The sequence below is a fragment of the Thalassovita autumnalis genome, from assembly GCF_001458255.1.
In the GTDB taxonomy this organism is placed as follows: domain Bacteria; phylum Pseudomonadota; class Alphaproteobacteria; order Rhodobacterales; family Rhodobacteraceae; genus Thalassobius; species Thalassobius autumnalis.
Map to the genome: position 1 here is coordinate 222,674 of NZ_CYSB01000041.1, position 22,408 is coordinate 245,081.

Below are 22,408 nucleotides of genomic sequence, written 5' to 3' on the forward strand. Positions count from 1 at the left end.
AGGTCGCAAATCGCGTCCAACAAACGCAGAAAACCCGCCGAATCGGGTTATGTGTGGTCATTTCTGTTTAGAAAGTTTGGTTGCGGGGGCAGGATTTGAACCTGCGACCTTCAGGTTATGAGCCCATTATTGAGCGATTCCAATAACTTAATAATTTCAAGAGCATAGGCGACAACCCTTTGAATTCACAAATTTTCAGCCCTGAAACTCGCTTACATCGGCCAACATCCACCGTGTCTCACACTTAAAAAATGACGTACGTTCGTTGACATGGCGTTGACATGATGATCGTTCGACCGATGGGAAGATAATCGTTTTCGGCCCTTAGCTGCCACTCAGGCATCTTGCAGCGAACGACAGTTGAGAGCCCAACCCGTGAATTTGGTTTTCTCGCTGCATGCGCTTGCAGCACAAATTCTTCTGCATTTGCAAAATTTCTCGCGCTGCGGTGCTGCTCAAAAACCGGTCGTTGGCTACCCCCGCATCGTCCAGTTGCTCTCTGTCCGGCTGTCACTTTACCCAAATCAATAAGATTCTGCCGATTGGACGTCTTTTTGGAGGATTTTGCACTCTCAATTGCAATATATCTACAGGCTGTGTTTCAGGTCTGAGCTTGACGCTGACCGCTTTCTAGCAGGGCGATATCTAATTCGGCGCATCAACGCCAAGGAGACTTTTCCACAGATCTGATTGTCTGAAAATTAAGGGTACAGCCCGCTGCTAATAACAAACGAAATTTTCAACCAAGATGCTGGTTAATTAGGATACAGAGACAGTAATTATCGAGTTGGTCCGTGTCACAAAAACGTACCGAGAATTGAATCGTGCGTCACTTCCAATACTATCAGGAAAATATCACACTGAATCTGGCGATGCTCTACATCCTTGGCGAAAACGCATGGTAGTCCAGACAGCCATCAAAGGTTTCGAAAACTCGTCAAACAATTGGTTCGTAATCCTTGAGTACTTCTGAAACAACTTTTTCTATTCCCGAAACATGCAGTGTATCGCAACAGCTTACCAACTCTTCGATGGCTCTTATATTATCTTGCAGTTGCATCATTATCGCCGGCACTTCCTTGATGATTTTTGCATAATCACCCTCACGGGCAAGCGGGACTAAAACAGATTCAAGCGGGTCGTCGACCAATTCGGCCCCTCTGAGATACTCAACCCACATTGCAAAAATTACGCTATGTAAGCTGGTTTCACCTCCGATGTTATTCAACGCGTTCCACGGCTCGATGATACGTTGTGGAAGTTTCTGCGATGTATCGCTGACAATCTGAGACGTTTTGTGAAGCAGGCTTTCGTTCTTGAAACGCTCGGTCAGTTTTTCAACATAGTGGTTCAGGTCACCGTCCACGCGAAGAGATCTGATTGTATTTCGCCAATACCGTTGGAGAAAGGCAACGGCGTCTTTGGATTGCATGACTTCATTTACATAGGTTCGCCCCGTAAGTTCGCCATATAGCGCGATGAATGTGTGCGCTCCATTCAAGAGGCGCAGCTTCATTTCTTCGTAGGGCACGACATCTGTGACGAAGCTAACCCCGTCAGAGAGAGACCAATCCGGGCGCCCTTGAGGGAAATCATCTTCGATGACCCACTGGCTAAATGGTTCGGTTACAATTGCAGCTTGATCTTGAAGTGCCAGTTTCTTTGTTGCGGCAGAAATATCCGCCTCTGAGGTCGCAGGTACAATACGGTCAACCATTGAGCACGGGCAGGCCAATGAACTGGCAAGCTCTGCTGCAAACCTGGCATCTTTTCTTTGCGCAAGCTTGATCACCGCAGATTTAAGCGTTTTCCCGTTTGACACGAGATTGTCGCAGCTTAACAATGTGAACAACGGAAGGCGGCGTTTCTGGCGCGTATACAGCGCTTCCACAATGTAAAGAAGCGCGGAGGCGCTTGACTGTTCAAAGTTTGAAGGGGTCCAATCAGGTGACTGATCTTCCGGCCAGACATATCCTTTTTCGGTAATCGTCAGCGTAACAATTTTCACCTCGGGGCGGCAGAGTTCCTCGAGGACACGCGCTGGATCTTCCGGGGCGCAGATCACTTCCGAGATCGAACCGATGACCCTAAAGCGCTCTTTGTCGTTCTCGCGACAGTTCACACTGTAGAGATAGTCCTGGCTGGAAAGAGTGTTCTTTATTCGCGGCGACCGCAGCGAAACACCGACTATTCCCCATGACAGGTCGCCACGACCAAGCACATCGTCAGTATAAACTGCTTGATGGCCCCGGTGAAAATTACCCACCCCAAGATGTACAATGCCATTCGTTACCTGAGCTCTGTCATACGCTGGCTGCAAGACGTCCGCTGGCAAGTTTTTGACACTGTTGTTGTCGAGAAGTTCCGGCACCTTGCTTTGCGAATTCTGAACCATCAGTCCTGATCCAGCATCAGTTGCACTTTCATCGCAGAACCCCGGTCCGCCGCCGCATGCATCGCTTTTTCAGCGTCTTCAAGCGGGAAGGTTTGGGTGATCAGAGGTGCAACATTCAGTGCTTTGTCGTTCAAATATTTCACGGCTTGTGCAAATTCATGATGAAATCGGAAAGTGCCTTTGAAATTCAACTCTTTTCCGACAATGACATTGAGCGGAAACGCAGTCTCACCGGCAGATCCGACGAGAACAATTGTGCCACGCGGTTTCACGTGGTCGATCGCAGTTGCAATTGCAGCCTTCGCGGCGGAACACTCGAAAGCAACGTCAAACTGACCTTCCCGTTCTACAAATGCGCTCAGCAGAGCGGAGGATTTAGCGACGTTAACTTCAAAAGTTGAGCCCATTTGTTTTGCCACGGCGAGCGTAAAGTCAGAAAGGTCAGTCACAACAATATGCTTCGCGCCTTGCGTGGCTGCGACGGCCACACACAAGGCCCCGATCGGACCAGACCCAGTAACGAGAACGGATTTACCCTTGAGGTCTTCGACCTGCGCAGCGGCGTGCAGGCACACCGCCAAAGGCTCTGCACATGCAGCCTCTGCAAAGGTCACGTGGTCTTCAACACGATGACATTGCGACGCTTTCGCCACCATGAAGTTTCGAAAACCACCATCAATATGCGGCTTTGTTTTTGCGGAGCCTGTAAACTTCAGGTCGGTGCAGTGTTGATGTAAATCCTCACGGCAATACGCGCAGTTGTTGCAAGGCAGGCTCGGGTTTATCGCGACTTTGTCGCCGACACTGAGTGATGTAACTGAAGAACCCAATTCACGAACGACACCAGAAATTTCATGGCCCAGAATGATCGGTTCAGACACGCGGATCGTGCCGATGCCTCCGTCTTGATAATAGTGAAGATCGGTGCCGCATATGCCGCCACGCTTCATTTCAACCACAACGGATGAATCGTCTGGACCCTCAAGCATCTGGGTTTGAATCTCGAGCTTACCTTTTTCGAGTAGTGTGCAAACGCGGTTTAGCATTGTTTTGGTCCTGATTAGTTCGTTGTAGTTTACGCGACCGAAAGGTCAGACGGGGTTGGCACAATCGCGCCTTTTGATTGAATGACTGCACTTGCAAGCTGATGTCCCGAAAGGGCTGCCTTGCCGGTGTCTGCATAGCTTAGAAACGTGCCGAGAAAGCCTCCATCAAAGCTATCACCGGCTGCAGTTGTATCGGCAACTTCCGACACAACTGGAAACGAGAACTCTTTTGGCTTGAATTGACCCAGTAAAATCGGCGCACGGGCGCCTCTTTTGATCGCGCCTGAGGAATAATTATAGTGCTGAAAGCGTGCAATTACCTGTTTTTCTGTTTCACCGTAAAGTGCCATTTCGTCGTCCAGCGAAGGCAACGCGATGTCACACAATGTCCAGGCAGTATGCGTTCGCTCAGCCGCAAGTTCACGACTTTCCCATAGGGCCGGCCGATAGTTTGAATCGAAGGCGAACACGCCACCCCGCCGCTTGAACTGCTGCAGCCAATCAAAAAAAGCCAGTCGGGTTGCGTCAGGCAAAATGGCCAGAGAAATGCCCGACGTGTAAACAACATCATACCCGTCCAGTATCGAAAAGTCGGGACCATCATTCGTTTCAAACATCTGGCGTGCCGCTGAGTCAGATCTCCAATAGCTGAAACTGCGTTCTCCTTGATCATCTAAAGTGATTGAGTAAACGCCAGGTAGCTTCGCAGGAACCCGTCTGATCCGCGTTCCTCCCAATCCGTGCTTTTCGATCGCATCAAGCATTTTGCCGGACAGATGATCCTCGCCAAGTGCAGTGACGTAATCCACTTTGTGTTCACCGGGCAAAACGCGACGAAGGTAGACCGCTGTGTTGAACGTGTCTCCTGCAATATTGGCTTCTGTTGCGCCTGGCAGTTCTTCGAACATCAGTTCGATCATCACTTCACCGAAACAGGCGACATTTAGGGGATTGGCCATCTTTGATCTCATGGTAAGGTTGGATGCGGTGCGGCGGTCCGAAGTGTTCGCATCGCCGCACATCATTTCATATGTTGCTGCCCACTACGGAAGAAGGACCGAAGGCAACCAGGTTGCAATCGGAGGCACGTAGGAAACGAGCAACAGCACCAGAATGTTGGTGATGATGAACGGCATGATTGCGATCACCACAGGGGTCAAAGGCAACCTCGCAATCCCCGCGCAGACAAACAGGCAAACGCCCAAAGGTGGTGTCGTAAGACCGATCATCAAATTCAGAACAGCAAATGTTGCAAAATGAAGCGGGTCTATTCCTACAGCGGTTGCAAGGCTCAAAAGCGGCACAAACAGAATGATCAATGCTGCGATTGTTTCCATGAACATCCCCACGAACAGCAGAAGGATGTTAATGATTAAGATGACGACAAACTTATTGTCTGTAAACGACAGAACTGCCGATGCAATCATCTGTGGAATGCGTTCCGAAACCAGTATCCAGCCAAAGACATTTGCAAAGCCGACCAGCGCCAGAATTCCGGAAGCGGCTACGGCGCTCTCGACAACGATTTTGGGTACTTTTCGGATTGGCAGTTCGCGATAGACAAACAAGCCAACACTCATTGCATAGACGCTGGCGACGATAGCTGTTTCTGTCGGCGTCGCGATGCCGCTCAACAGCCCGTATAGAATTAAGCCAGTCATCGCCAGAGCCCAAAATGCGCTTGTGAAGGATTTCCCAATCTCGCGGAAGCCCTGCCAGGGTTGCTTGGGAAAATTTCCACGACGCGCAATGATATAAGTGGTTACCATCATGGAAACACCCATCAAAATGCCTGGAATTGCGCCTGCCAAGAACATTTTTCCAACAGAAATACCTGACAGCGCCCCAACGATAATCATGGGAACGCTTGGTGGAATGATCGGGCCAACGGTTGACGAAGCCGCAGTTACCGCCGCTGAAAAAGCGGCAGGGTAGCCTGCCTTTTTCATTCCGGGGATCATGACGCCTCCAATAGAGGCAGCGTCTGCCACGGCGGTACCTGTGATCCCTCCAAAGAGCATCGAGGCGCCAACATTGGTAAGACCAAGGCCACCTCGTATCCAACCGACCAACGCATTTGCAAACCGAATAATACGCTCTGTGATGCCACCTTGGTTCATCAGGTTTCCAGCCAAAATAAACCCTGGAATGCTTAGGAGAACAAAAACGTCCATTCCCGCATACATCTTTTGTGGCATTACGACGGCCGGAATATCCATCACAAATAAGTAGCACAAAGAGCTCAAACCAAGCGTGACAGCGACGGGGAGTCCCACCACCAAGCCGATCACGAAAACTGATATCAAAATCAACAAACCCATCTTATTGCTCCATTCGGTTTGCAGGGACGCTGCTGTCATCAGCGATGATCATAGAAACAACGCGGAGAAGCGAAAAAACCGCGAGAACAACGAGCAGTAACCAAACAGACAAGTGGATGTAGTCCATACGTAGTCCCAAAGCCGGAGAAGTCTGAAGTTTTCCGATCGAGACGTACTTCCATGCCGGGGGAATCAAGATTGCGCAAAGAATGAATGTCACTGCGGCAGAACACAGCCTTAGCCTGCGCGGCCAATTCCCTGGCAAAGCATCACAAACGATATCGACGTTTACCAGATCACCACTTCGAAATGACAAGCCAGCGCCGAAAGCGACCACAAACAGCATTGCAATTCTTGTGAGTTCTTCTGTCCAAACCGGTGAAGACGCCAAAGTTCGCCCAACGACCTGGGTAAGTACGGCAGCCATCAAAACCATAAAGGCAATGCCTACGCCAATACTGCAGATCGCTACTGTTATGTTCTCGATGCGTTTCATGTTGGTCCCCTTTCTCATTCGGGAGGCCGCAGAACCGAAATGCCGCAGCCCCCCAGGGAGTAAACTTTTCAGATTATTCCGAGAACAAACCTTCTACGATCGGTCGAATTTCGTCGCTTACATTCGCGAGAACAGCCTCTTTTGCTGCGGCTTGGAAGGCAGCGCCGTCGACTTCGACGAATTCCATTCCTTTTCCTTCGAGGTAGTCACGGTCTTCTGCCAGGCTGGTCAGTAACAGGCCACGCTCATATTCTTGAGCAACGGCAGCCGCTTTCATGACAGCTTCCTGATCTTCTGCAGAGAGCTCTTGCCAGGTGGATTCTGCGATTGTCAGGTAGATCCAGGAACGCACATGCTCAGTAAGATTTACATAACCCTGAACTTCGTTGAACGTCGCGGAGCGGATCAGAGCCAGCGGGTTTTCCTGACCTTCGATTACGCCGCTTTGTAGCGAGGTGAACACTTCAGAGAAAGCCATAGGTGTTGGAGCTGCACCAAGAGCACTCCAGACATCAACAAACAGAGGTACGTTTGGAACGCGCATTTTCATACCGTTCAGATCAGCAGGGGACGCGATCGGTCGCTGCGAAGTCAGGTTGCGAGGCCCACGCGCGAAGAATGCGATTGGACGGATCTGCGCATTTGCAATAATCTGATCACGGATGTCGTCGCCGATTTCGCCAGACGCAACTTCATCCATGTGATCAAGCGATTTGTAGGCGTAAGGAACCGCAAGCAACGCGGCCAAGGGAGCCCAGTTTTGCAGACTTTCGCCGGTGATTGTCATGTCAACGGTACCAAGCTGCATGCCATTGATGAGGTCAATTTCTTTGCCCAGCGATTCATTTGGGAACACTTCAACGGCAATCCGGCCATCTGTCAGAGCGCTTAGCTCTTCGCCAAATTTTACTGCCGCCAAATGCCACGCATTTTGCTCATTTGCCAAATGGCCCAGTTTCAGGGTCATTTCTTGTGCAAATGAAGCCGAAGTGCTGATTGCAGCGAAACAAGTCGCCAGCGCAACGGATTTAAGTGATTTAAAGAGCCTCATAGATTTCTCCTCCAGATAATTAAGGCTTACGGATCATTCACCTTGCCACCTCCTCCAGCGAAATACTGTGGATACAGCTGCTGGATTCTTGGCAGGGAATTCAGGATTTCTTTTAGGTGGCGTCGCATGCTGCGCTCGGCGGCATCGGCGTCACCTTCTTCAATTTTATCTACAATCTGACCATGCTGTGCGATCAAGGTGTGGATTGGAAATTCGACAAACGAAATGAAACGAACGCGGTCCATCTGGGCCTTGACGGCCTCAAGATATCCCCATGCCTGTTCAATCCCAGCTGCGATTGCCAGGGTTTCATGAAATACCTCGTCCAATTCGATAAATTTCGCTGGATTTACGTCTGCGATCGCCGCCTGCTCTTTTAGCTGAGAACGCAACTCTTTTATCAGCGACGTATCCGGGGTTTGGGCCAAGTTGTGAACAACGTCTGCCTCAAAGGCTTCCCTTACAAATCGACCACCAAGAACTGAGTTCACATCGATTGGCTTTACAAATGTCCCGCGTTGCGGGCGGATTTCCAACAGTCCCTCATGCTCAAGCGTAATGAAGGCTTCTCGCACCGGCTGTCGGCTGACTTGGTATTCTTTGGCGAGATCGGACTCGGATAATCTGCTTGATGGCTTTAGCTGGTTTCGAACAATGCGGCTTCGCAAGATAACGCGCAATTGTGGCGCAACGGCCTTTCGCGGATTTAGTCGCCAATCATTCAAATCCAACAGCATCCTGTCTCCTCCTGCATTTTTCATACTATCATACTTCCATACAAGTCAACACTCTGTTAACATTTCTATTGCGATGTGGGGGTTCACGATGCCAACACCAGAGAAAAGCAATACAGAACGGATGGTATAAAATGAAGCAAACATGGCGTTGGTTCGGCCCGGTGGATAAAGTATCGCTGGAAAATGCACGGCAAGCCGGAGCGACGGGTATTGTCTCTGCCTTGCATGAGATACCCAACGGCGTCGTTTGGAGTTTGCGTGCAATTCAGGAGCGACAAGCCCAGATCAGTGCAAACGCGAGTGGCCTGACATGGGACGTCGTCGAAAGTTTGCCGGTTTCTGAGGACATCAAACAGCAGTCGGGCGATTGGGCTGATCATATTTCAAGCTACAAGGCCAGTCTGCAAAACATCGCCGCCTCCGGTATCGAAACCGTTTGTTATAACTTTATGCCGGTGCTGGACTGGACCCGTACGGATCTTCGTTTCGCATTGCCGGATGCTGCGCGCTGCATGCGCTTTGACGTATGTGACTTTGCGGTTTTCGATGTCTTTCTGCTTATGCGAGACGGCGCAGAAGGCGACTATGACAAAGACATAGTGGCAGAGGCGCGCATACGTCACCAGCAGATGTCTGACAAAGACAAAGCCGGGTTGGTAAACAACATAATCTGCGGCCTGCCAGGCTCCGAAGAAGGCTATTCTGTTGAAACGTTGAGAGAACAGCTTGAGCTTTACAAAGATATGAGCGCAGATCGGTTGCGCCAGCATCAGATCGACTTCTTAAGCGAAGTCATTCCCGTAGCCGAAGACCTGGGTATTCGGATGTGCTGCCATCCGGATGATCCACCATTTCCACTCTTGGGGTTACCTCGGATTATGTCGACCGAGGCGGATTACACGGCCTTGGTTACCGCCATCGACTCACCGTCCAATGGGATCACATTTTGCACTGGGTCATTGGGTGTCCGCGAATCAAATGACCTGGTTGGGATGGTCGAGCGGCTCGGTTCAAAGATTCATTTCGCACATCTGAGAAATGTGCAGCGCGAAAGCAATGCCATCCCTAACAGTTTCCATGAAGCCGCCCACCTTGAAGGGTCGTCAGATATGGTTGCCGTTGTCTCTGCTCTTTTGAATGAAGAAAAGCGGCGAAAAGATGAGGGAAGAAAAGATAGCGACATTCCGTTTCGCCCCGATCACGGTCAGGACATTTTGACCGACCTGCAAACGGATGCGCAACCCGGTTACCCCGCGGTCGGACGCCTTAAAGGCCTCGCCGAGTTGCGCGGCATTATCGCGGCGCTTTCGGCTGATGGCACATCCAGCCAAAGCTCCGGATTCCATTGATCTTTGTTTGAAAACCTCAGGTTCACCAAAGAGATCATTGTTGAAGGTCAAGACGAAGGAAGAACACAGTGTCTGAACGAACAATCACCAACATAGAAGACCTTGAACGCGCCTATGCCCGCCGCGTGCCAAGGGTCTTTCAAGAATATGTAACGTCTGGCGCCTGGACAGAAAGCACCCTAAAGCGCAATCTGAGCGATTTTGAGGACTTGCAGTTCAGACAGCGCGTGGGGGTAGACATCTCCAACCGTTCAACCGAAGCAACCATCTTGGGAGAGAAGGCAACGATTCCGCTGGCACTCTCTCCTGTCGGCCTGCTCGGAATGCAGCATGGTGATGGGGAAATTCTTGCGGCCCAAGCAGCCGAGGAATTCGGCGTACCATTCACGTTGTCGACGATGTCAATTTGTTCGTTGGAAGATGTCGCTCGCAACACGTCAAAACCATTTTGGTTTCAGCTTTATGTCATGCGCGATCTGGATTTTATGCGCGATTTGATGCAACGCGCGAGAGACGCAGGGGTATCAACCCTGGTCGTGACGTTGGATCTTCAGGTTCAGGGGCAACGCAACCGGGATCTGAAAAATGGCATGTCCGTTCCGCCAGCCCTGTCGGCGGCAACCATTCTAGACATGGCCACGCGCTGGCGGTGGGGTCTGAATATGCTGAAAACCAAGCGGCGCAGTTTTGGGAATCTTGTCGGACATGTGAAAGGCCTTGATGATATGTCCTTGCTTGTCGAATGGGTGAACAAAAACTTTGATCAGGCATTGGACTGGAACAAACTTTCAAGAATTCGTGACGAATGGGACGGAAAACTTGTTCTAAAAGGCATTCTGGACCCTGCGGACGCATCGCGCGCTGTGGAAGTCGGCGCCGACGCCATCATTGTGTCAAACCATGGAGGACGGCAAATGGATGGCGCTCCGTCTACAATTTCGATGTTGCCAGCCATCACCGACAGCGTTCAGGGCGCCGCCGAAGTTCTTCTTGATAGTGGTGTGCGTTCAGGCCAGGACGTTTTACGGGCCCGCGCACTTGGTGCTGATGCTGCCATGATTGGCCGCGCCTTCACCTTCGGCTTGGGGGCGAAAGGAAAAACTGGTGTCACGGAAGCTCTTTCGCTCATAAAAAACGAACTTGAGCTAACTATGGCATTTACCGGATCGGTGAAGAACCAAGGAATCGGACCACACGTGCTACTGTCCTACCCCCCTAATACTGTGCCAGTAAACTGATCAAGAGAGGGGGAGTTGTGATGGTACGGAAACGACATTCGGACGAAGACGTATTGAAGCTGCTGCGTTATAGACCAAAGCGGGACCCAGTGGACATATTGAAGTTAAGGGTACAGTGGCACGCCCCGTGATCTGCCGTGCGATGGCGTCTGCTGCGAGGATGGTTTGAAGCGGATTGTGACATGCTAATCGGCCATCAAATATTGTTTCTCGACCCCGGCCCGCCGCCGCTCCGCAAACGCCGTCCGAGATCTCAGAATGCAAGCCTTCGACGCACGGAAACTCAGCGTTCCTTGTTGGTCCCCCAGCCATTGGCGCGTTTGCACAACTGTTTGGATTACAATCGGCCTTATGCTTTGTCGTTCTTGTAGGTGTCGTCACAGTCTTCTCAAGAAACCTATTTACAGTCGGAACTCACTAATCCAAAATTTAGACAAAGCCGGTGCTAACTTTTCGAAGTGCAAGACCCACATTGAAAGCTGCCCTTGAGGCTAAAGTCAACAAGGTCCCCCAACTTGATCGTCAGCCACAGGTGCTGCGAAAGTACGGTTTGGATTCTGCTGAATTCTGCGCGTCTGAATGACCGCAATCAGGAAACCTGCTGCAACGCCGCAATTCTCGTGCTACCGCTGCGAACACTTTCTGCGCCAGCAATAGCTGCGTAAGCAAAAGGCAGAAAAGTCCCGCACCGCCGACATTCGAGTCGATTGCAGCGAAAGACCGCTTTCCGCCCTCATCATCGAGTATAGAAGCTCCTTCGCGGACCGTGGTAGACCCTGCATCATGGCAATACGTGAACGGAAGCATTCCGGTATCCTGCTACCGTCTCACGCAGCTCCCGAGGCTCAAGCACCTCAACCTCCCTCCCCCATTTGGCCAAATGCCAGGCCATCTCCACCAGCCCGCTGGCCTCGAAGCTGACCAGCAACCCGCCATCCTCCAAGTCGATCATGTCTTGCTTGGGATGGAATTCAAACTCCCGGGCCGTAGCCGCGGCCGCTGGGCTGAACCGCCACACGACCCGGCTGAACTCGTCGTCTGAGTGAAACGACCCGAACGATCGGGCGGCATAGGCCTCAAGATCGAAGTCCCTGTCCTTTTCGAACCAGTCATTGGTGATCTCGGCCTTTTCGATGCGATCCAAGCGGAAGCGCCGCAGGTTGGCATCTTTGGCGGTATCACGGGCAATCAAGTAATGCCGCGTGCCGAGCAGGATCCCATAGGGCTCGATCAAACGCTTGCGCGGTTTGGCATCCTGCGCACCCTGGTATCGGATGATGAGCCGGAACGGCCCTCTCAGGGCAGCCGAGACGATGTTTAGCACAGCCGGAGAGATTTTGACCTTTGGGCCAGGGCGGCAGGCATAGCCTTTTGCCTCGAGGATCGCCTCAGCATCCACCTCCATGCTTCGGGCCTGCGCTGACGGCAATGTTGCCACCAAGCGGTCTCGCAGCGACCGTAGCGCCTCCACCTCCATATCCGCACCCTCCCGCTCAGCCCGCGTGATACTGGCCTCGAGTGCGACGAGTTCGCGGCGGTAAAGCCCCTGCATGCCGAGCATGCTGGTGTCGCGCAGCTTCCACCGTCGGCGGCGCTCGTTGTCCGTCTGATGGGAGATACTTGGAAAGACATCTTTCAGGGCAGCAATCATGCGCTGGGCGGTCCGTTCATTCACGCTGAATGCCTCTGCGACCTCCTTTACAGTGATCCCTCCGTGCCGGCTGGCGGACATGCCTGCGAGCTTCAACAGGTCTTGTGCCTTTTGGAACGACATGGCGCGTATCCCCGACAGTTCTTGACGTAGTGCCTGGGTTATAACCCGAGAGAGGACGATTCGTCCTAAGGATGCCGATCGATTGGAGAATTTGGCAGTCGCCGCATGAGCGTGAGTGCGGGGGTGCAGCTTCATGCGGCCTGCACCCCGGAGTTTCTGCCTCGCTGCCACTTGGGCGGCGTCAGCAACTTGCCAGGCCGCCCGCTGTCTTACCTCGACATCAGAACTGGAGCCCACATGGCACTACCTCAAAGAGCATTCTTCACCCTGCACGAAACCGCATCCCGATGGGGCTGCACCATCGCCGACATTGGCGGCTGGGCCACCGAAGGCAAACTGGACATCGTCACAGGGGTTTCTCTCGCGATCTGCGGCGACGAGAAGGTCTCTGGCAAGATCACGATCTCGCCGATGGACATGCTGCCCCTCTTCCGCCGCAGCGGAACCGGCCCCACGGTCATCAAGCTGCAGCGTATCAAGCCCGAGCATTCCGAGGAGTGGTGCTACGTCACCGAGCCCGCGGATGGGGTCGAGGTGTCCATCGCGGACCTGTTGATCACCGGTCAGGACGTGCTTCGGTTCGAAGACGAATATGACCTGCTGCGCCGCATTGGCGGCGGCACCGGCGCCCTCTCGCCCTACGACTGGGAAGGCATGTATGTGGCCCTGCTGAAGCGCGTCCACGAACATGGCATTCCAGAGACCCAGGCCGAACTGATAGGTTATCTTCAGGACTGGTTCGCCGATGTGGCCGAGAACGGGGAGATCCCCGACGAAAGCACAATTCGCCGTCGCTTGCGCCCCTTCTGGCGCGCCATGCGCGGCGAGAAGTAAGCGGCCCCAGCTTTTAGGCCCGCTTGGCCTCTTTCTCGGCATCCGCGTCATGCACAATCTTCGGGCGTGGCCGGAACATGCCGGCCACGGCATCGACCCCGGCGCGCAGCGGCGAGTCCATCAAATGCGCATAACGCAGCGTTGTCTGCATTTGGCTGTGGCCAAGCAACTTACCGATCATTTCCAGCGAAGCGCCGCCGCTGACCAAGAGCGAGGCGAACGTATGACGCAGGTCATGGATCCGCACATCCGGCAGGTCTGCCTCGCGCTGCACCTTCACCCAAAACCGGCGGATTTCCTTGACAGGTTGGCCCGGCACATCGCCCGGGAACAGCCACGGGTTGCCCTTGGGTACAACAAGCGCCCGCCGGCGCACGATCGCCGCGACGTCAGCTGAGATCGGCACCCGGTGGATTTTGCGCTGCTTGGTGGTCGCCGCGGGCTTCGACCAAATTCCAAGCTCCAGATTGAACTGCTCGAACTGCGCCTGTCGCACCTCCCCCACGCGGGCGCCTGTCAGCATGCAGATGCGGATGATGCCCGCGGCGCGTTGATCCTCGGCCGCATCCAGCACTTCGGCCAGCCGGCCGATTTCCTCATGGGAGAGGAACCGTTCGCGCGCTGTCTCGACACGTTTCTTAAAGCCCGCGGCCGGATTGTCCGTGCGCCAGCCCCATTGGATGGCGAGATTGAACATCTTACGCAGCACCTCACCCACGCGATTGGCGCGCACGGGCGTGGGCTTGCGCCCCTGCAGCTTGCGCGCACGATTGTTGGGCTTCGCCTTCGATGGCCTCGCCCTGCCTTCTGCAATCAGGTTCAAAAGCTTTGTCACATCATGTGGCGTGATCTCCGTGACCAGCTTGTTGCCCCAATGCGGTGCGACCAATTTGGTCAGGAAGGATTTATGATCGGACGCACTTAGGGGCGTCAGGGTTGAGGCATGCTCGATCAAATACCGCTCGATCATGTCCTTGAAGCGAGGCGCCTCACGCAGCGTATCGCGTTCCTCCATCGGATCTGTGCCCTCGTCAATCAGCCGGCGTAGTTCGCGGGCCCGCTCCCGGGCAGCTGTGACGCTCCATTCAGGCCAGCGCCCAATCGCCATGCGGCGCTGCCGCCCGGCAAAGCGGTAATCCATCACGAAGGACCGCTCGCCCGAGGGCATTACGCGGATGGAAAGCCCACGTATCTCGGTATCGAAGACCTGATACGCCCGATCCTCTTCCGGGATCTGCTCGCGCACGGTTTTATCATTTAATCGCAATCGGTTGACCATATTCATACCTCCTTGATGCGCATGACACAGGCGTAGATGCGCAGGCTTATCAAGCGAAGCATGGGGCTTTGGGCGGCATACAGGCGGTGACCGGCGGTGATGCGCCAAAACCCTGCCGGTCGTTGAAAAAATGGGAGAAATTACCGGGGAGCGTTCATCGCGCTGGGCGAATCTGTGGGCCAGCGGTCTCGATCTCGCGCCCGAAAGCGCGCACTGAAGGCCATCTTACTCCTAAAACTGGGCCTGATTTTGTAAATTCCGTTTAAAATCAATGACCGGCAAGGGTCCAGACCCCTTGCCGGTTGGGCGAATACCTTTGAACGCCCGTAAAACCCGCTGAAACACGGCGAAATCTTGTAAAGTGGCCGATTTTAGGCCGTCACGACTCTTCTCCAGCCAATTTGCTCGGCTTCTGCAACGCCCTGCGCCGCAAACTCGACCGGCGCCAAAAACGTAAAACCTCAATGATATCAATGACCGGCAGCCATTTGGCGCATCACCGCCGGTCTCCGCCTTCCCGCCACCCTTTCCGCTCTGCGCTTCTGAACACCTGAACTCTGCCCGTGCCGGGCCAAACTCAGGAGAACCTAGATGCCAGACATTGGAACTGCCCCCCGATCCAGTAGCCCTCAGCGCGTGATGAGCGGTTGGATCAGCCGCCTCGACCTCGCCCTTGAGCTCGGGGTCACCGTCGAAACCCTGCACCGCTGGGAAAAGATCCGCTTCGGCCCACCCTGCGTGCGCGCCGGCCGAAAAATCTATTACCGTCGTGATGCCGTGCAGGAATGGCTGATGCTGCAGGAAGCTCCTGCGCCACGCCGTGCGGGGTCACGCCGATGAGCCTCCCCCTTCCCTTTCGCAAGCCCAGCGCCCGGGACCGTGTACGCCAGGAGTGGATTAAGGAGCGTCGGCGCGAAGCGCGCATGGTGGTCGCCGATATGGTTCACCATTCCGACTATCTCGTTCGGCTCGCCTGCAATGTGTTGGTCCAGCATGGTGAAACACCCGAAGAGCGCGAGGATGCCCGCATCCTGCTTGTCGTACTCGATGCCAAAACGCCGGGGCGGCTGCCCGCGCCAGATCGGGAGGGCCGCTCATGAAGCGACGCGGAACACCCGAGGCAGATCTGCAGCGCGCTGTCGTGACCGCGCTGCGCTTTGCCCTCCCCAAGGGCGCCATCATCCATCACTGTGCCAATGAGGTGACTGAGGCAGGCCCGCGTGGCGCAAAGCGGCAGGCGATACTTGTCGGCATGGGCGTCCATCCCGGTTTTGCCGATTTAGTGGTTGTATGCGCTGGGCGCGTGCTCTTCCTCGAGCTGAAATCCCTCAAAGGACGGCTGAGCCCAGCGCAGGAGGCATTTCGTGATGCGGTCACCGCGCAGGGCTTTGGCTGGGTGCTGGTGCGTTCGCTTGATGACGCGCTGGGCGCCTTGGCAGACCACGGGTTCACAACGCGTGTAGCCTCTCCATCTGGGAGGGTCGCACCATGAGCCATGCCGCCACAAACTGGGCCATTCAGCAGCGTGGACTCAAGCCTGCGACGAAGATCGTCCTCTGGCATCTGTGCGATCGTCACAACCCAGACTTTGGCTGTTTCCCGACACAAGCCCGTCTGGCCGAGGACGCGGAAATGTCGATCTCTTCGCTCAACGATCACCTCAAGAAGCTGGAAGTTCTCGGGCTCATTCGACGCATTCAGTGCCAGGATCATCGCACCAAACGCCGCCAAGCCACACGCTACATCTTGGGGTTTGAAATGATCGACCCACAAGAGCCATCTCCAGAAATCGGAGATGGGCAGGATGGCATAGACTGGGAAAATGACACCGAGCCGTGTCCAGAATTCGGAGACGGAGCCAACTCCGAATTTGAGGCGGGCCCATCTCCGAAAAATCGCCAAAGCCATCTCCGAAATTCGGAGACTAACCCTGTAAGGGAACCTTTAAGTAAACCAGTAAAGGAGGAGGAGGACGCGCAAGCGCGCGAAATCGTCGATGAAGAGTTTTTCGGATCGCTGTTGGCAGCGCTTGGCTTTGACCCTGACGGGCCTCTCCCAGGCTGGTGGCAGGGTTGGCCACCCCGAGAGCATGTTCGGCGCTGGCAAACGGACCTCGGACTGACCGAGAAGGATATCCTCGAGGCGGCGGCAGCGTCCCGGCAGGAACACCCCGAGCCGCCAGATGGCCCCAAGGGCTTGGATCGCATCATGCAGCGCGCGGCCCAACGCAAGGCGGATGAAAAATCCCGGGGTCGGCGCAAAGCCCGCAAGCCAGCGACGTCGGAAACCCGACCAATCACCGACTTGCCCGTATTCTACGCCGAGATGGTCAACTCCGATCGCTACCTTCCCGTCAGCGCAATCTCCAACTCCATGCGCGATGCCATGCTGGCCCGGGGCCTCGTGACGGTCGAGCGCCTGCGCGAACGAGGTATCCGATGAAACACGATCGCAATCTACACAGCTCGTCACGGCAAGCTGGTCACGGGCGGCCGAAACGCGTTATGTCCGTGCAGCAGGCGCTGGAATGGGCGTTTCGCGTTGAGCATGCGCAGCTGGAACTGCCTGAGCCACCCGATCCAGAACGTGGTCAAGGATTTGGCTTCGGTCTCGAATACGTGCTCATGCAGCGGGCGGCGCTGGGCTGCAAAATCGATGGCGGCCAGTACAAGATGGGCACCTACACCCACGAGGATGCCGAAGTGATCGCTGCGACCGTTGCCGGGATACCCGACAACCTCGGCGGTAAGCGCATGGCGATCCGCGTGGCTGAACTCGCTCGCGCTGGGCTTACGCCCGATTGGATGCCAGGGGCTGTACCGCGCTGCGTGCCGGTCGAGATGAAGCGCAACCGTCATGGGGATCATGCAACGACCGTGGTGGTGGGCACCGAGCGTGTGCTGTCGCGCGGCAAGTGGCGGACCGTGGAGGTTCGGGCCTGTCCGGTGATGTTTCGGCCGGATGCCAGGCAAATTGAGGCGGCGCGGCGTGCATACGCTGAATGGTGGCGAGCGCTAGTCTGGACCCGAGATGGGCTCGCCGCCGGCGGCATGTTAAAGGACATCAATGTGACAAGCCTGACACCGAAGGCCAGGCCTTGGGAAACTAAGTGACGACCATATTTTTGCGGCTGACATTAAATTCAACTGATCTGGATGAACTGCTGGCTTCGGTAAGTCAGCTTCGAAACCTCAGCGACCCAGAGTGGTACCAATTGGAACTATCTATCTCGATCCGCTTTCGCTTTCACCGCGCTGCGCACCAGTTTGCCAAACGCACGATCCTTTTCGCGGCGTTCCGCAAGACTGGATGAGTTGAAAGCGTCCTCAGCCTGCAGTTTACGCCAGCGGGCGAGGCGCGCGGGGTCGAGGCTGTCATTCTCGATGACGGTTTGGACGGCGCATCCGGGTTCGGTCTCATGCCGGCAGTCGGCGAAGCGGCACTTGGCGGCCAGCGCCTCGATATCCTCGAACACGTCGGCGATGCCCGCGGCGGCGTCGGTCAGTTGAAGCTCGCGCATGCCCGGCGTGTCGAGGACGAGGCAGCCGCCGGGGGTGGCGTGCAGCTCGCGCCGGGTCGTGGTGTGCCGGCCCCTCGCGTCGTCCTCGCGGATGCCCTGTGTGGCGATGGCCTGAGTGCCGAGGAGCGCGTTGGTGAGGGTCGACTTGCCCACGCCAGAGGAGCCGAGGAAAGCGACCGTCCTTCCTGGTTTGCACCAGTCGGCCAGCGCCGCCGTCGGTTCTTCGCCGCGAGCGTCGAGCGCCACGACGGGCACGCGGTCCGATACCTTCCGCGCCTCTTCGACATAGGGCGTGGGGTCTTCGGCGAGGTCCGCCTTGGTCAGCACGATCACCGGCTCGATCCCGGCCTCGAAGGCCAGCGCGACATAGCGCTCCAGCCGCGCCACGTTGAAATCCTGGTTGCAGGAGGTGACGACGAACACCGTATCGATGTTCGCCGCGATCAGCTGCACCTCGCGGCCCGTGCCCGGTGCGCGGCGCTTGATGAGGCTCTTGCGCTCCAGCACGCGGCTCGACCGGGGGCGCGCGCGATCGTAGAGCAGCCAGTCGCCGACCGTCGCTTCGGGCCCCGGAGGGATCGTCTCGTCGATGCCGTCGCCCACCACCTGCAACCCGCTGCGATGCACGGCCACGACGCGGACTGGCGGCGTTTCGGTCAATGCACCGGCGTCGATCTGGCTTGCGAAGGCCGGGCCCCAGCCCAGCCCCTCAAGGGCCGTGGGTTCTCGCCTTGGTGGTTTGCCACCCGGCAGGAAGGCGGAGTAGTCGCGGACCATAGGCCTACCAGAGCGCGGGGTCGTCGAAGGCCGCGACGCAGCGGGCAGGGCCGCGTAGCGGCGTCAGCGGCGCCTCGGTCAGGGACTGGGCGATCCAGCCCTGCGGCTGGTTCAGTGGCTGCGGCGCAGGAAGATCGGCCTCCGAGACGGGCTCGAACCCGACACGACCGTAGAACGCGGGATCGCCGTAGGTGACCGCGATGTCCACGCCCTCTTGCCGGAGCGCGTCGAGACCGTGGGCGATCAGCCGTTGCCCGATGCCCTTGCCCTGATGTGCCGTTGCCACGGCCACGGGGGCCATCATGAAGACCGTGCGCGGATCGCCCTCGTAGGTGAGGCGCGTGAAGAAGATGCCGCCGACAAGCGTGCCGTCCTCCCAAGCGGTGAACACGCGCAGATCCCCGGCGGGCGTCTCCGCGATCAGCCGGCGTGCGAGGGCGCCGATCAGCGCGCCTTCCTCCGTGCCCTCCGAGGCAGTGAAGGTCGACGCGAAGAGTTCCACAATCGCCTCGGCGTGGGTGGTGTAGTCCGTCGAATAGTCCATTTCTTTATCCTCTCTGGTGCTTGGTGGGGTCAGGCCCGTTCCAGCACGAACATCTCGTAACCGAACTGCCCGCGTCCGGCCTGATTCACGGCGATCTCGCGGCGCAGGTCGTCTAGGACACGGCTCCCCGCGAGATCCGGCTCCAAGGCCTCAAGCCGCGTGGCGAGTGGGCGGTAGTAGGTGTCCATGGCCTCGCGGCCCATGTCGAAATGGCCGAGGACGCGGTAGCCTGCGCGCTTTGCCTGTGCGACGCGCGTCGAAGGCGTCGCCATTACGGGGTATTCTGCGGCCCAGAAGGAGCGGACCTCATCGTCGGGTTTGCCGGTCCGCCAGACCATGTCGGAGAACACGAGAACGCCACCGGGGCGCAGGAGCGCCCGCCAGTCCACAAGCGCCTTTTCCACGCCGAGGACATAGGCGCTGCCCTCGGACCAGATCACATCCCAGGGATGCTCGGGGGCGGGAATTGCGGCCATGTCGACGCACTGCACTTCGATCCGCTCGGCGAACCCTCCCACAGCGATCCGCGACCTTAGCTTGTTGAGCGCGACTTCGGCGGTGTCGGTGGCCGTGATCCTCGCGCGTGTCGCCTCGGCCAGCGTCATCGTCGCCATGCCGGGGCCGCAGCCGATCTCGAAGATCGTCTCGGGCGCGAAAGGCACCAGTGTCAGCGCGCGGCGTGTTGCCTCGGCCGTTCCCGGGCCCCACCAGTCGAGACCGGCGAACACCTCCATGAACACGGCCATGTAGGCGTCATGGGCGTTCATGTCCTTGGACACCAGCGCGACCAGCCCGGCCTCCGCGCTGGAAAACCCCTGTGACATGAGCCAAGCGCGGTGCAGATCGGGTGCGACGCGCTCGACCTCTTCGTGCCAGTCCTTAAGGCTCGACTGTCCGAGCAGAGCCGCCAGAAGGTCGCGCGACTTGCGCTTTTCGGCGATCTCGCGCTCCACTGTCTCGAGGCGCTGTCCCAGCATCTCGCGGTCGAGCTTGCCATCGAGGCAGGCCTGACATTCCTGAAGGCTCAGCCCGCCCGCTTGCAGTTGCTGCATCAGCCGCAGCCGCTGTCGATCGGCGTCGGTGTAGACGCGATAGCCGTTCGCTTGGCGTTTGCCCTTCAGCAGCCCCAGTTTCTCGTAATAGAGCAGCGTCGCGCGTGACAGGCCCACGCTCTCTGCCAGTTCAGAAATGTGATACATTCGCCAACTCGTCTGCCTACATCGAATCACAAAAGTTGAGTGCCTTCTAAGGTGTGAAGCTATAGACAGGTCAAGTTTGATGTAGCTGAGAGTTAGCTTCGTCCTTTTACCCGACCTTCTCGTATGACAGTCGCAACGCGTGACAACTTCTCTGCCAAGCGCCTGAAAACCAAAGCGGGACTGGAATTTGTGTAAGCTTCGTGCTACATATACCTGCAATATGAAGCGCCAAGGTTACAAATGCCCACTCCACACACCCCTCCAGCGGCCGTGCGCCGCGCCCTTCGGAAGCTCGGCGCGGACATCCAGGATGCCAGACGCCGCCGAAAGCTGCCTATGGCAGTCGTCGCAGAACGTGCGTTCACATCCCGATCGACCCTGCAACGGGTCGAAGCTGGCGACACCAATGTGAGCATAGGCATCTACGCTGGCGTCTTGCAGGCCCTCGGCCTACTCGAAGGTCTGGGGCAAGTGGCCGACATAAGCAATGACAGCGTCGGACAAGCACTGGCCAGCGCCGATCTGCCCAAGCATGTTCATCTCAAACGCCCAACGAGGTCGTCTCAGGATGGCTGATTTCGAGGTGCATATCGACCTCCAAGGCGGCGCTCGACTAATCGGATTAGCGCGCAGCAACCGTGTTCGCGGCACGGAAACGATCCTGTTCGAATATGACAGCAGCTGGCTAAACGACTCCGACCGCTTCTCATTGGAACCGGCTCTCGCTCTGACGCGCGGCACCTTCGCTCCTCCTGCTGGTCTTGTAACCTTTGGATCCCTCACTGATTCAGCACCGGATACATGGGGGCGACGCCTGATGCAGCGCGCTGAGCGCCGAGTTGCCGCTCGCGAATGCCGCGCCGTCCGAACTCTGACTGAAAGCGATTACCTCTTGGGCGTCGCAGACGAAACGCGCCTAGGTGCACTTCGCTTCCGATGGGTTGGTGAAGAACGCTTTGAAGCGCCGATCCGTGCTGGCGTGCCAGCCTTGATAGAGCTCGGTCGCCTTCTTGAGATCACCGAGCGCATCTTGCGCGACGAAGAAACAGACGAAGACCTCCAACTGATTTTTGCTCCGGGCTCGTCACTCGGTGGCGCGCGGCCGAAAGCCTCAGTCATCGATCAACATGGCCACCTCGCTATCGCGAAGTTTCCAAAGGAAACCGACGATTACAGCATCGAGACCTGGGAAGAGATTGCACTGCGGTTAGCCAAGCAAGCGGGCATAGATACGCCACAGCACGCGCTAATCGAGGTAGCAGGCAAGGCCGTCATGCTGTCACGGCGCTTTGATAGAGACGGCGAGCGCCGCATACCCTTCCTATCTGCAATGGCGATGCTGGGTGCGAAGGACGGCGAGGGCGGCAGCTATCCAGAGATAGTGGACGCCATTGCTCGTCATGGCGCGCAGGGAAAAAAAGACGCGCACGCACTTTACCGGCGGGTGACATTCAATGTGCTGATCTCCAATGTCGATGATCATCTGCGCAACCACGGCTTTCTGTGGCTAGGGAAGACAGGGTGGTCGCTTTCGCCCGCCTATGACCTCAACCCTGTTCCAGCAGATCTGAAGGCGCGCGTCCTTACGACAAACATAGATCTGGACGAGGGCACTTGCTCCATAGATCTGCTCGAGGCTGCAGCGGAATATTTTGCTCTCACGCTGCCGCAGGCCCGTGAAATTATCAAAGAAGTGGCCACGGTGACAGCCACCTGGCGCGATACCGCTAAAGCCGTTGGCGCCCGGTCGGCCGAGATCACGCGCATGGCAAGTGCCTTCGAACACGACGACCTCAAAAGAGCGCTAGCGCTATGACAAGAACATCGGGTGGCAGCTCCGGCCCCATT

22 protein-coding genes are annotated in these 22,408 nt (G+C 56.3%); 10 read left to right on the forward strand and 12 right to left on the reverse strand.

Going from position 1 to position 22,408, the window contains the following annotated elements:
• Window positions 1–937: 937 nt before the first annotated feature.
• The 7 genes from TL5118_RS19590 to TL5118_RS19620 form a co-directional block, all read right to left on the reverse strand.
• On the reverse strand, window positions 938–2,395 hold the full coding sequence (locus TL5118_RS19590) for a mannitol dehydrogenase family protein (RefSeq protein ID WP_058243578.1): 1,458 nt from the start codon (window positions 2,393–2,395) through the stop codon (window positions 938–940).
• The gene (locus TL5118_RS19595) at window positions 2,395–3,441 is read right to left on the reverse strand and encodes an L-idonate 5-dehydrogenase (RefSeq protein ID WP_058243577.1); all 1,047 of its coding nucleotides are present in this window, start codon (window positions 3,439–3,441) and stop codon (window positions 2,395–2,397) included. Before TL5118_RS19595 ends, TL5118_RS19590 begins: the two co-directional genes overlap by 1 nt.
• Before the next feature lie 29 nt (window positions 3,442–3,470).
• Window positions 3,471–4,400: a sugar kinase gene (locus tag TL5118_RS19600; protein WP_058260820.1), complete on the reverse strand. Its 930-nt coding sequence runs from the start codon at window positions 4,398–4,400 to the stop codon at window positions 3,471–3,473.
• 84 nt (window positions 4,401–4,484) lie between these two features.
• Window positions 4,485–5,762, reverse strand: coding sequence for a TRAP transporter large permease (locus TL5118_RS19605; RefSeq protein ID WP_058243575.1), 1,278 nt, complete (start codon window positions 5,760–5,762; stop codon window positions 4,485–4,487).
• A gap of 1 nt (window position 5,763) precedes the next feature.
• Window positions 5,764–6,258, reverse strand: coding sequence for a TRAP transporter small permease (locus TL5118_RS19610; RefSeq protein WP_058243574.1), 495 nt, complete (start codon window positions 6,256–6,258; stop codon window positions 5,764–5,766).
• Window positions 6,259–6,331: 73 nt separating this feature from the next.
• Entirely contained in the window at window positions 6,332–7,309 is a 978-nt protein-coding gene (locus TL5118_RS19615) for a TRAP transporter substrate-binding protein (RefSeq protein ID WP_058243573.1), read from the reverse strand.
• 26 nt (window positions 7,310–7,335) lie between these two features.
• Entirely contained in the window at window positions 7,336–8,046 is a 711-nt protein-coding gene (locus tag TL5118_RS19620) for a GntR family transcriptional regulator (RefSeq protein ID WP_058243572.1), read from the reverse strand.
• Window positions 8,047–8,177: 131 nt separating this feature from the next.
• Here TL5118_RS19620 and uxuA point away from each other — a divergent pair, with 131 nt between their 5' ends.
• Together uxuA and TL5118_RS19630 are read left to right on the forward strand one after the other, a co-directional pair.
• Complete coding sequence (gene uxuA / locus TL5118_RS19625) at window positions 8,178–9,395, forward strand: mannonate dehydratase (protein ID WP_058243571.1); 1,218 nt, start codon at window positions 8,178–8,180, stop codon at window positions 9,393–9,395.
• Window positions 9,396–9,463: 68 nt separating this feature from the next.
• Window positions 9,464–10,633: an alpha-hydroxy acid oxidase gene (locus tag TL5118_RS19630; RefSeq protein ID WP_242601823.1), complete on the forward strand. Its 1,170-nt coding sequence runs from the start codon at window positions 9,464–9,466 to the stop codon at window positions 10,631–10,633.
• A gap of 781 nt (window positions 10,634–11,414) precedes the next feature.
• Here TL5118_RS19630 and TL5118_RS19635 read toward each other — a convergent pair.
• Window positions 11,415–12,407, reverse strand: coding sequence for a helix-turn-helix transcriptional regulator (locus TL5118_RS19635; RefSeq protein ID WP_165590071.1), 993 nt, complete (start codon window positions 12,405–12,407; stop codon window positions 11,415–11,417).
• Between the two features lie 237 nt (window positions 12,408–12,644).
• Between TL5118_RS19635 and TL5118_RS19640 the strand changes: the two genes are divergently transcribed.
• A complete protein-coding gene (locus TL5118_RS19640; protein ID WP_058243569.1) occupies window positions 12,645–13,241 on the forward strand; it encodes a hypothetical protein in 597 nt (198 codons plus the stop codon).
• 13 nt (window positions 13,242–13,254) lie between these two features.
• On the opposite strand, the gene TL5118_RS19645 is transcribed toward TL5118_RS19640, so the two are convergent.
• Window positions 13,255–14,520, reverse strand: coding sequence for a tyrosine-type recombinase/integrase (locus TL5118_RS19645; protein WP_058243641.1), 1,266 nt, complete (start codon window positions 14,518–14,520; stop codon window positions 13,255–13,257).
• A 591-nt stretch (window positions 14,521–15,111) separates the two neighbouring features.
• Here TL5118_RS19645 and TL5118_RS19650 point away from each other — a divergent pair.
• The 5 genes from TL5118_RS19650 to TL5118_RS19670 all read left to right on the forward strand — a co-directional run bounded on the left by TL5118_RS19650 (window position 15,112) and on the right by TL5118_RS19670 (window position 17,633).
• On the forward strand, window positions 15,112–15,360 hold the full coding sequence (locus tag TL5118_RS19650) for a helix-turn-helix domain-containing protein (RefSeq protein WP_058243568.1): 249 nt from the start codon (window positions 15,112–15,114) through the stop codon (window positions 15,358–15,360).
• Window positions 15,357–15,620 carry a hypothetical protein gene (locus TL5118_RS19655; RefSeq protein ID WP_058243567.1) on the forward strand — a complete coding sequence of 88 codons (264 nt, stop codon included), beginning with the start codon at window positions 15,357–15,359 and terminating at the stop codon, window positions 15,618–15,620. The genes TL5118_RS19650 and TL5118_RS19655 overlap by 4 nt, the downstream gene beginning before the upstream one ends.
• The gene (locus TL5118_RS19660) at window positions 15,617–16,012 is read left to right on the forward strand and encodes a VRR-NUC domain-containing protein (protein ID WP_058243566.1); all 396 of its coding nucleotides are present in this window, start codon (window positions 15,617–15,619) and stop codon (window positions 16,010–16,012) included. The genes TL5118_RS19655 and TL5118_RS19660 overlap by 4 nt, the downstream gene beginning before the upstream one ends.
• Window positions 16,009–16,962 carry a helix-turn-helix domain-containing protein gene (locus tag TL5118_RS19665; RefSeq protein WP_058243565.1) on the forward strand — a complete coding sequence of 318 codons (954 nt, stop codon included), beginning with the start codon at window positions 16,009–16,011 and terminating at the stop codon, window positions 16,960–16,962. Before TL5118_RS19660 ends, TL5118_RS19665 begins: the two co-directional genes overlap by 4 nt.
• 62 nt (window positions 16,963–17,024) lie before the next feature.
• The gene (locus TL5118_RS19670; protein WP_242601824.1) at window positions 17,025–17,633 is read left to right on the forward strand and encodes a hypothetical protein; all 609 of its coding nucleotides are present in this window, start codon (window positions 17,025–17,027) and stop codon (window positions 17,631–17,633) included.
• Window positions 17,634–17,740: 107 nt separating this feature from the next.
• Here the strand turns inward: TL5118_RS19670 and rsgA are convergent, their stop codons facing one another.
• Genes rsgA through TL5118_RS19685 form a run of 3 tightly spaced genes read right to left on the reverse strand, consistent with a single transcriptional unit; the run spans window position 17,741 to window position 20,560 of the window.
• Window positions 17,741–18,817, reverse strand: coding sequence for a ribosome small subunit-dependent GTPase A (gene rsgA, locus TL5118_RS19675; RefSeq protein ID WP_058243563.1), 1,077 nt, complete (start codon window positions 18,815–18,817; stop codon window positions 17,741–17,743).
• A 4-nt stretch (window positions 18,818–18,821) separates the two neighbouring features.
• The gene (locus TL5118_RS19680; protein ID WP_058243562.1) at window positions 18,822–19,361 is read right to left on the reverse strand and encodes a GNAT family N-acetyltransferase; all 540 of its coding nucleotides are present in this window, start codon (window positions 19,359–19,361) and stop codon (window positions 18,822–18,824) included.
• A gap of 29 nt (window positions 19,362–19,390) precedes the next feature.
• Window positions 19,391–20,560 (reverse strand): MerR family transcriptional regulator, encoded by a 1,170-nt coding sequence (locus TL5118_RS19685; protein ID WP_058243561.1) that lies wholly within the window; start codon window positions 20,558–20,560, stop codon window positions 19,391–19,393.
• 240 nt (window positions 20,561–20,800) lie between these two features.
• Between TL5118_RS19685 and TL5118_RS19690 the strand changes: the two genes are divergently transcribed.
• Both TL5118_RS19690 and TL5118_RS19695 read left to right on the forward strand, forming a co-directional pair.
• Entirely contained in the window at window positions 20,801–21,136 is a 336-nt protein-coding gene (locus TL5118_RS19690) for a helix-turn-helix domain-containing protein (RefSeq protein ID WP_038008806.1), read from the forward strand.
• Complete coding sequence (locus TL5118_RS19695) at window positions 21,129–22,376, forward strand: type II toxin-antitoxin system HipA family toxin (RefSeq protein ID WP_058243560.1); 1,248 nt, start codon at window positions 21,129–21,131, stop codon at window positions 22,374–22,376. Before TL5118_RS19690 ends, TL5118_RS19695 begins: the two co-directional genes overlap by 8 nt.
• Window positions 22,377–22,408: the final 32 nt, after the last annotated feature.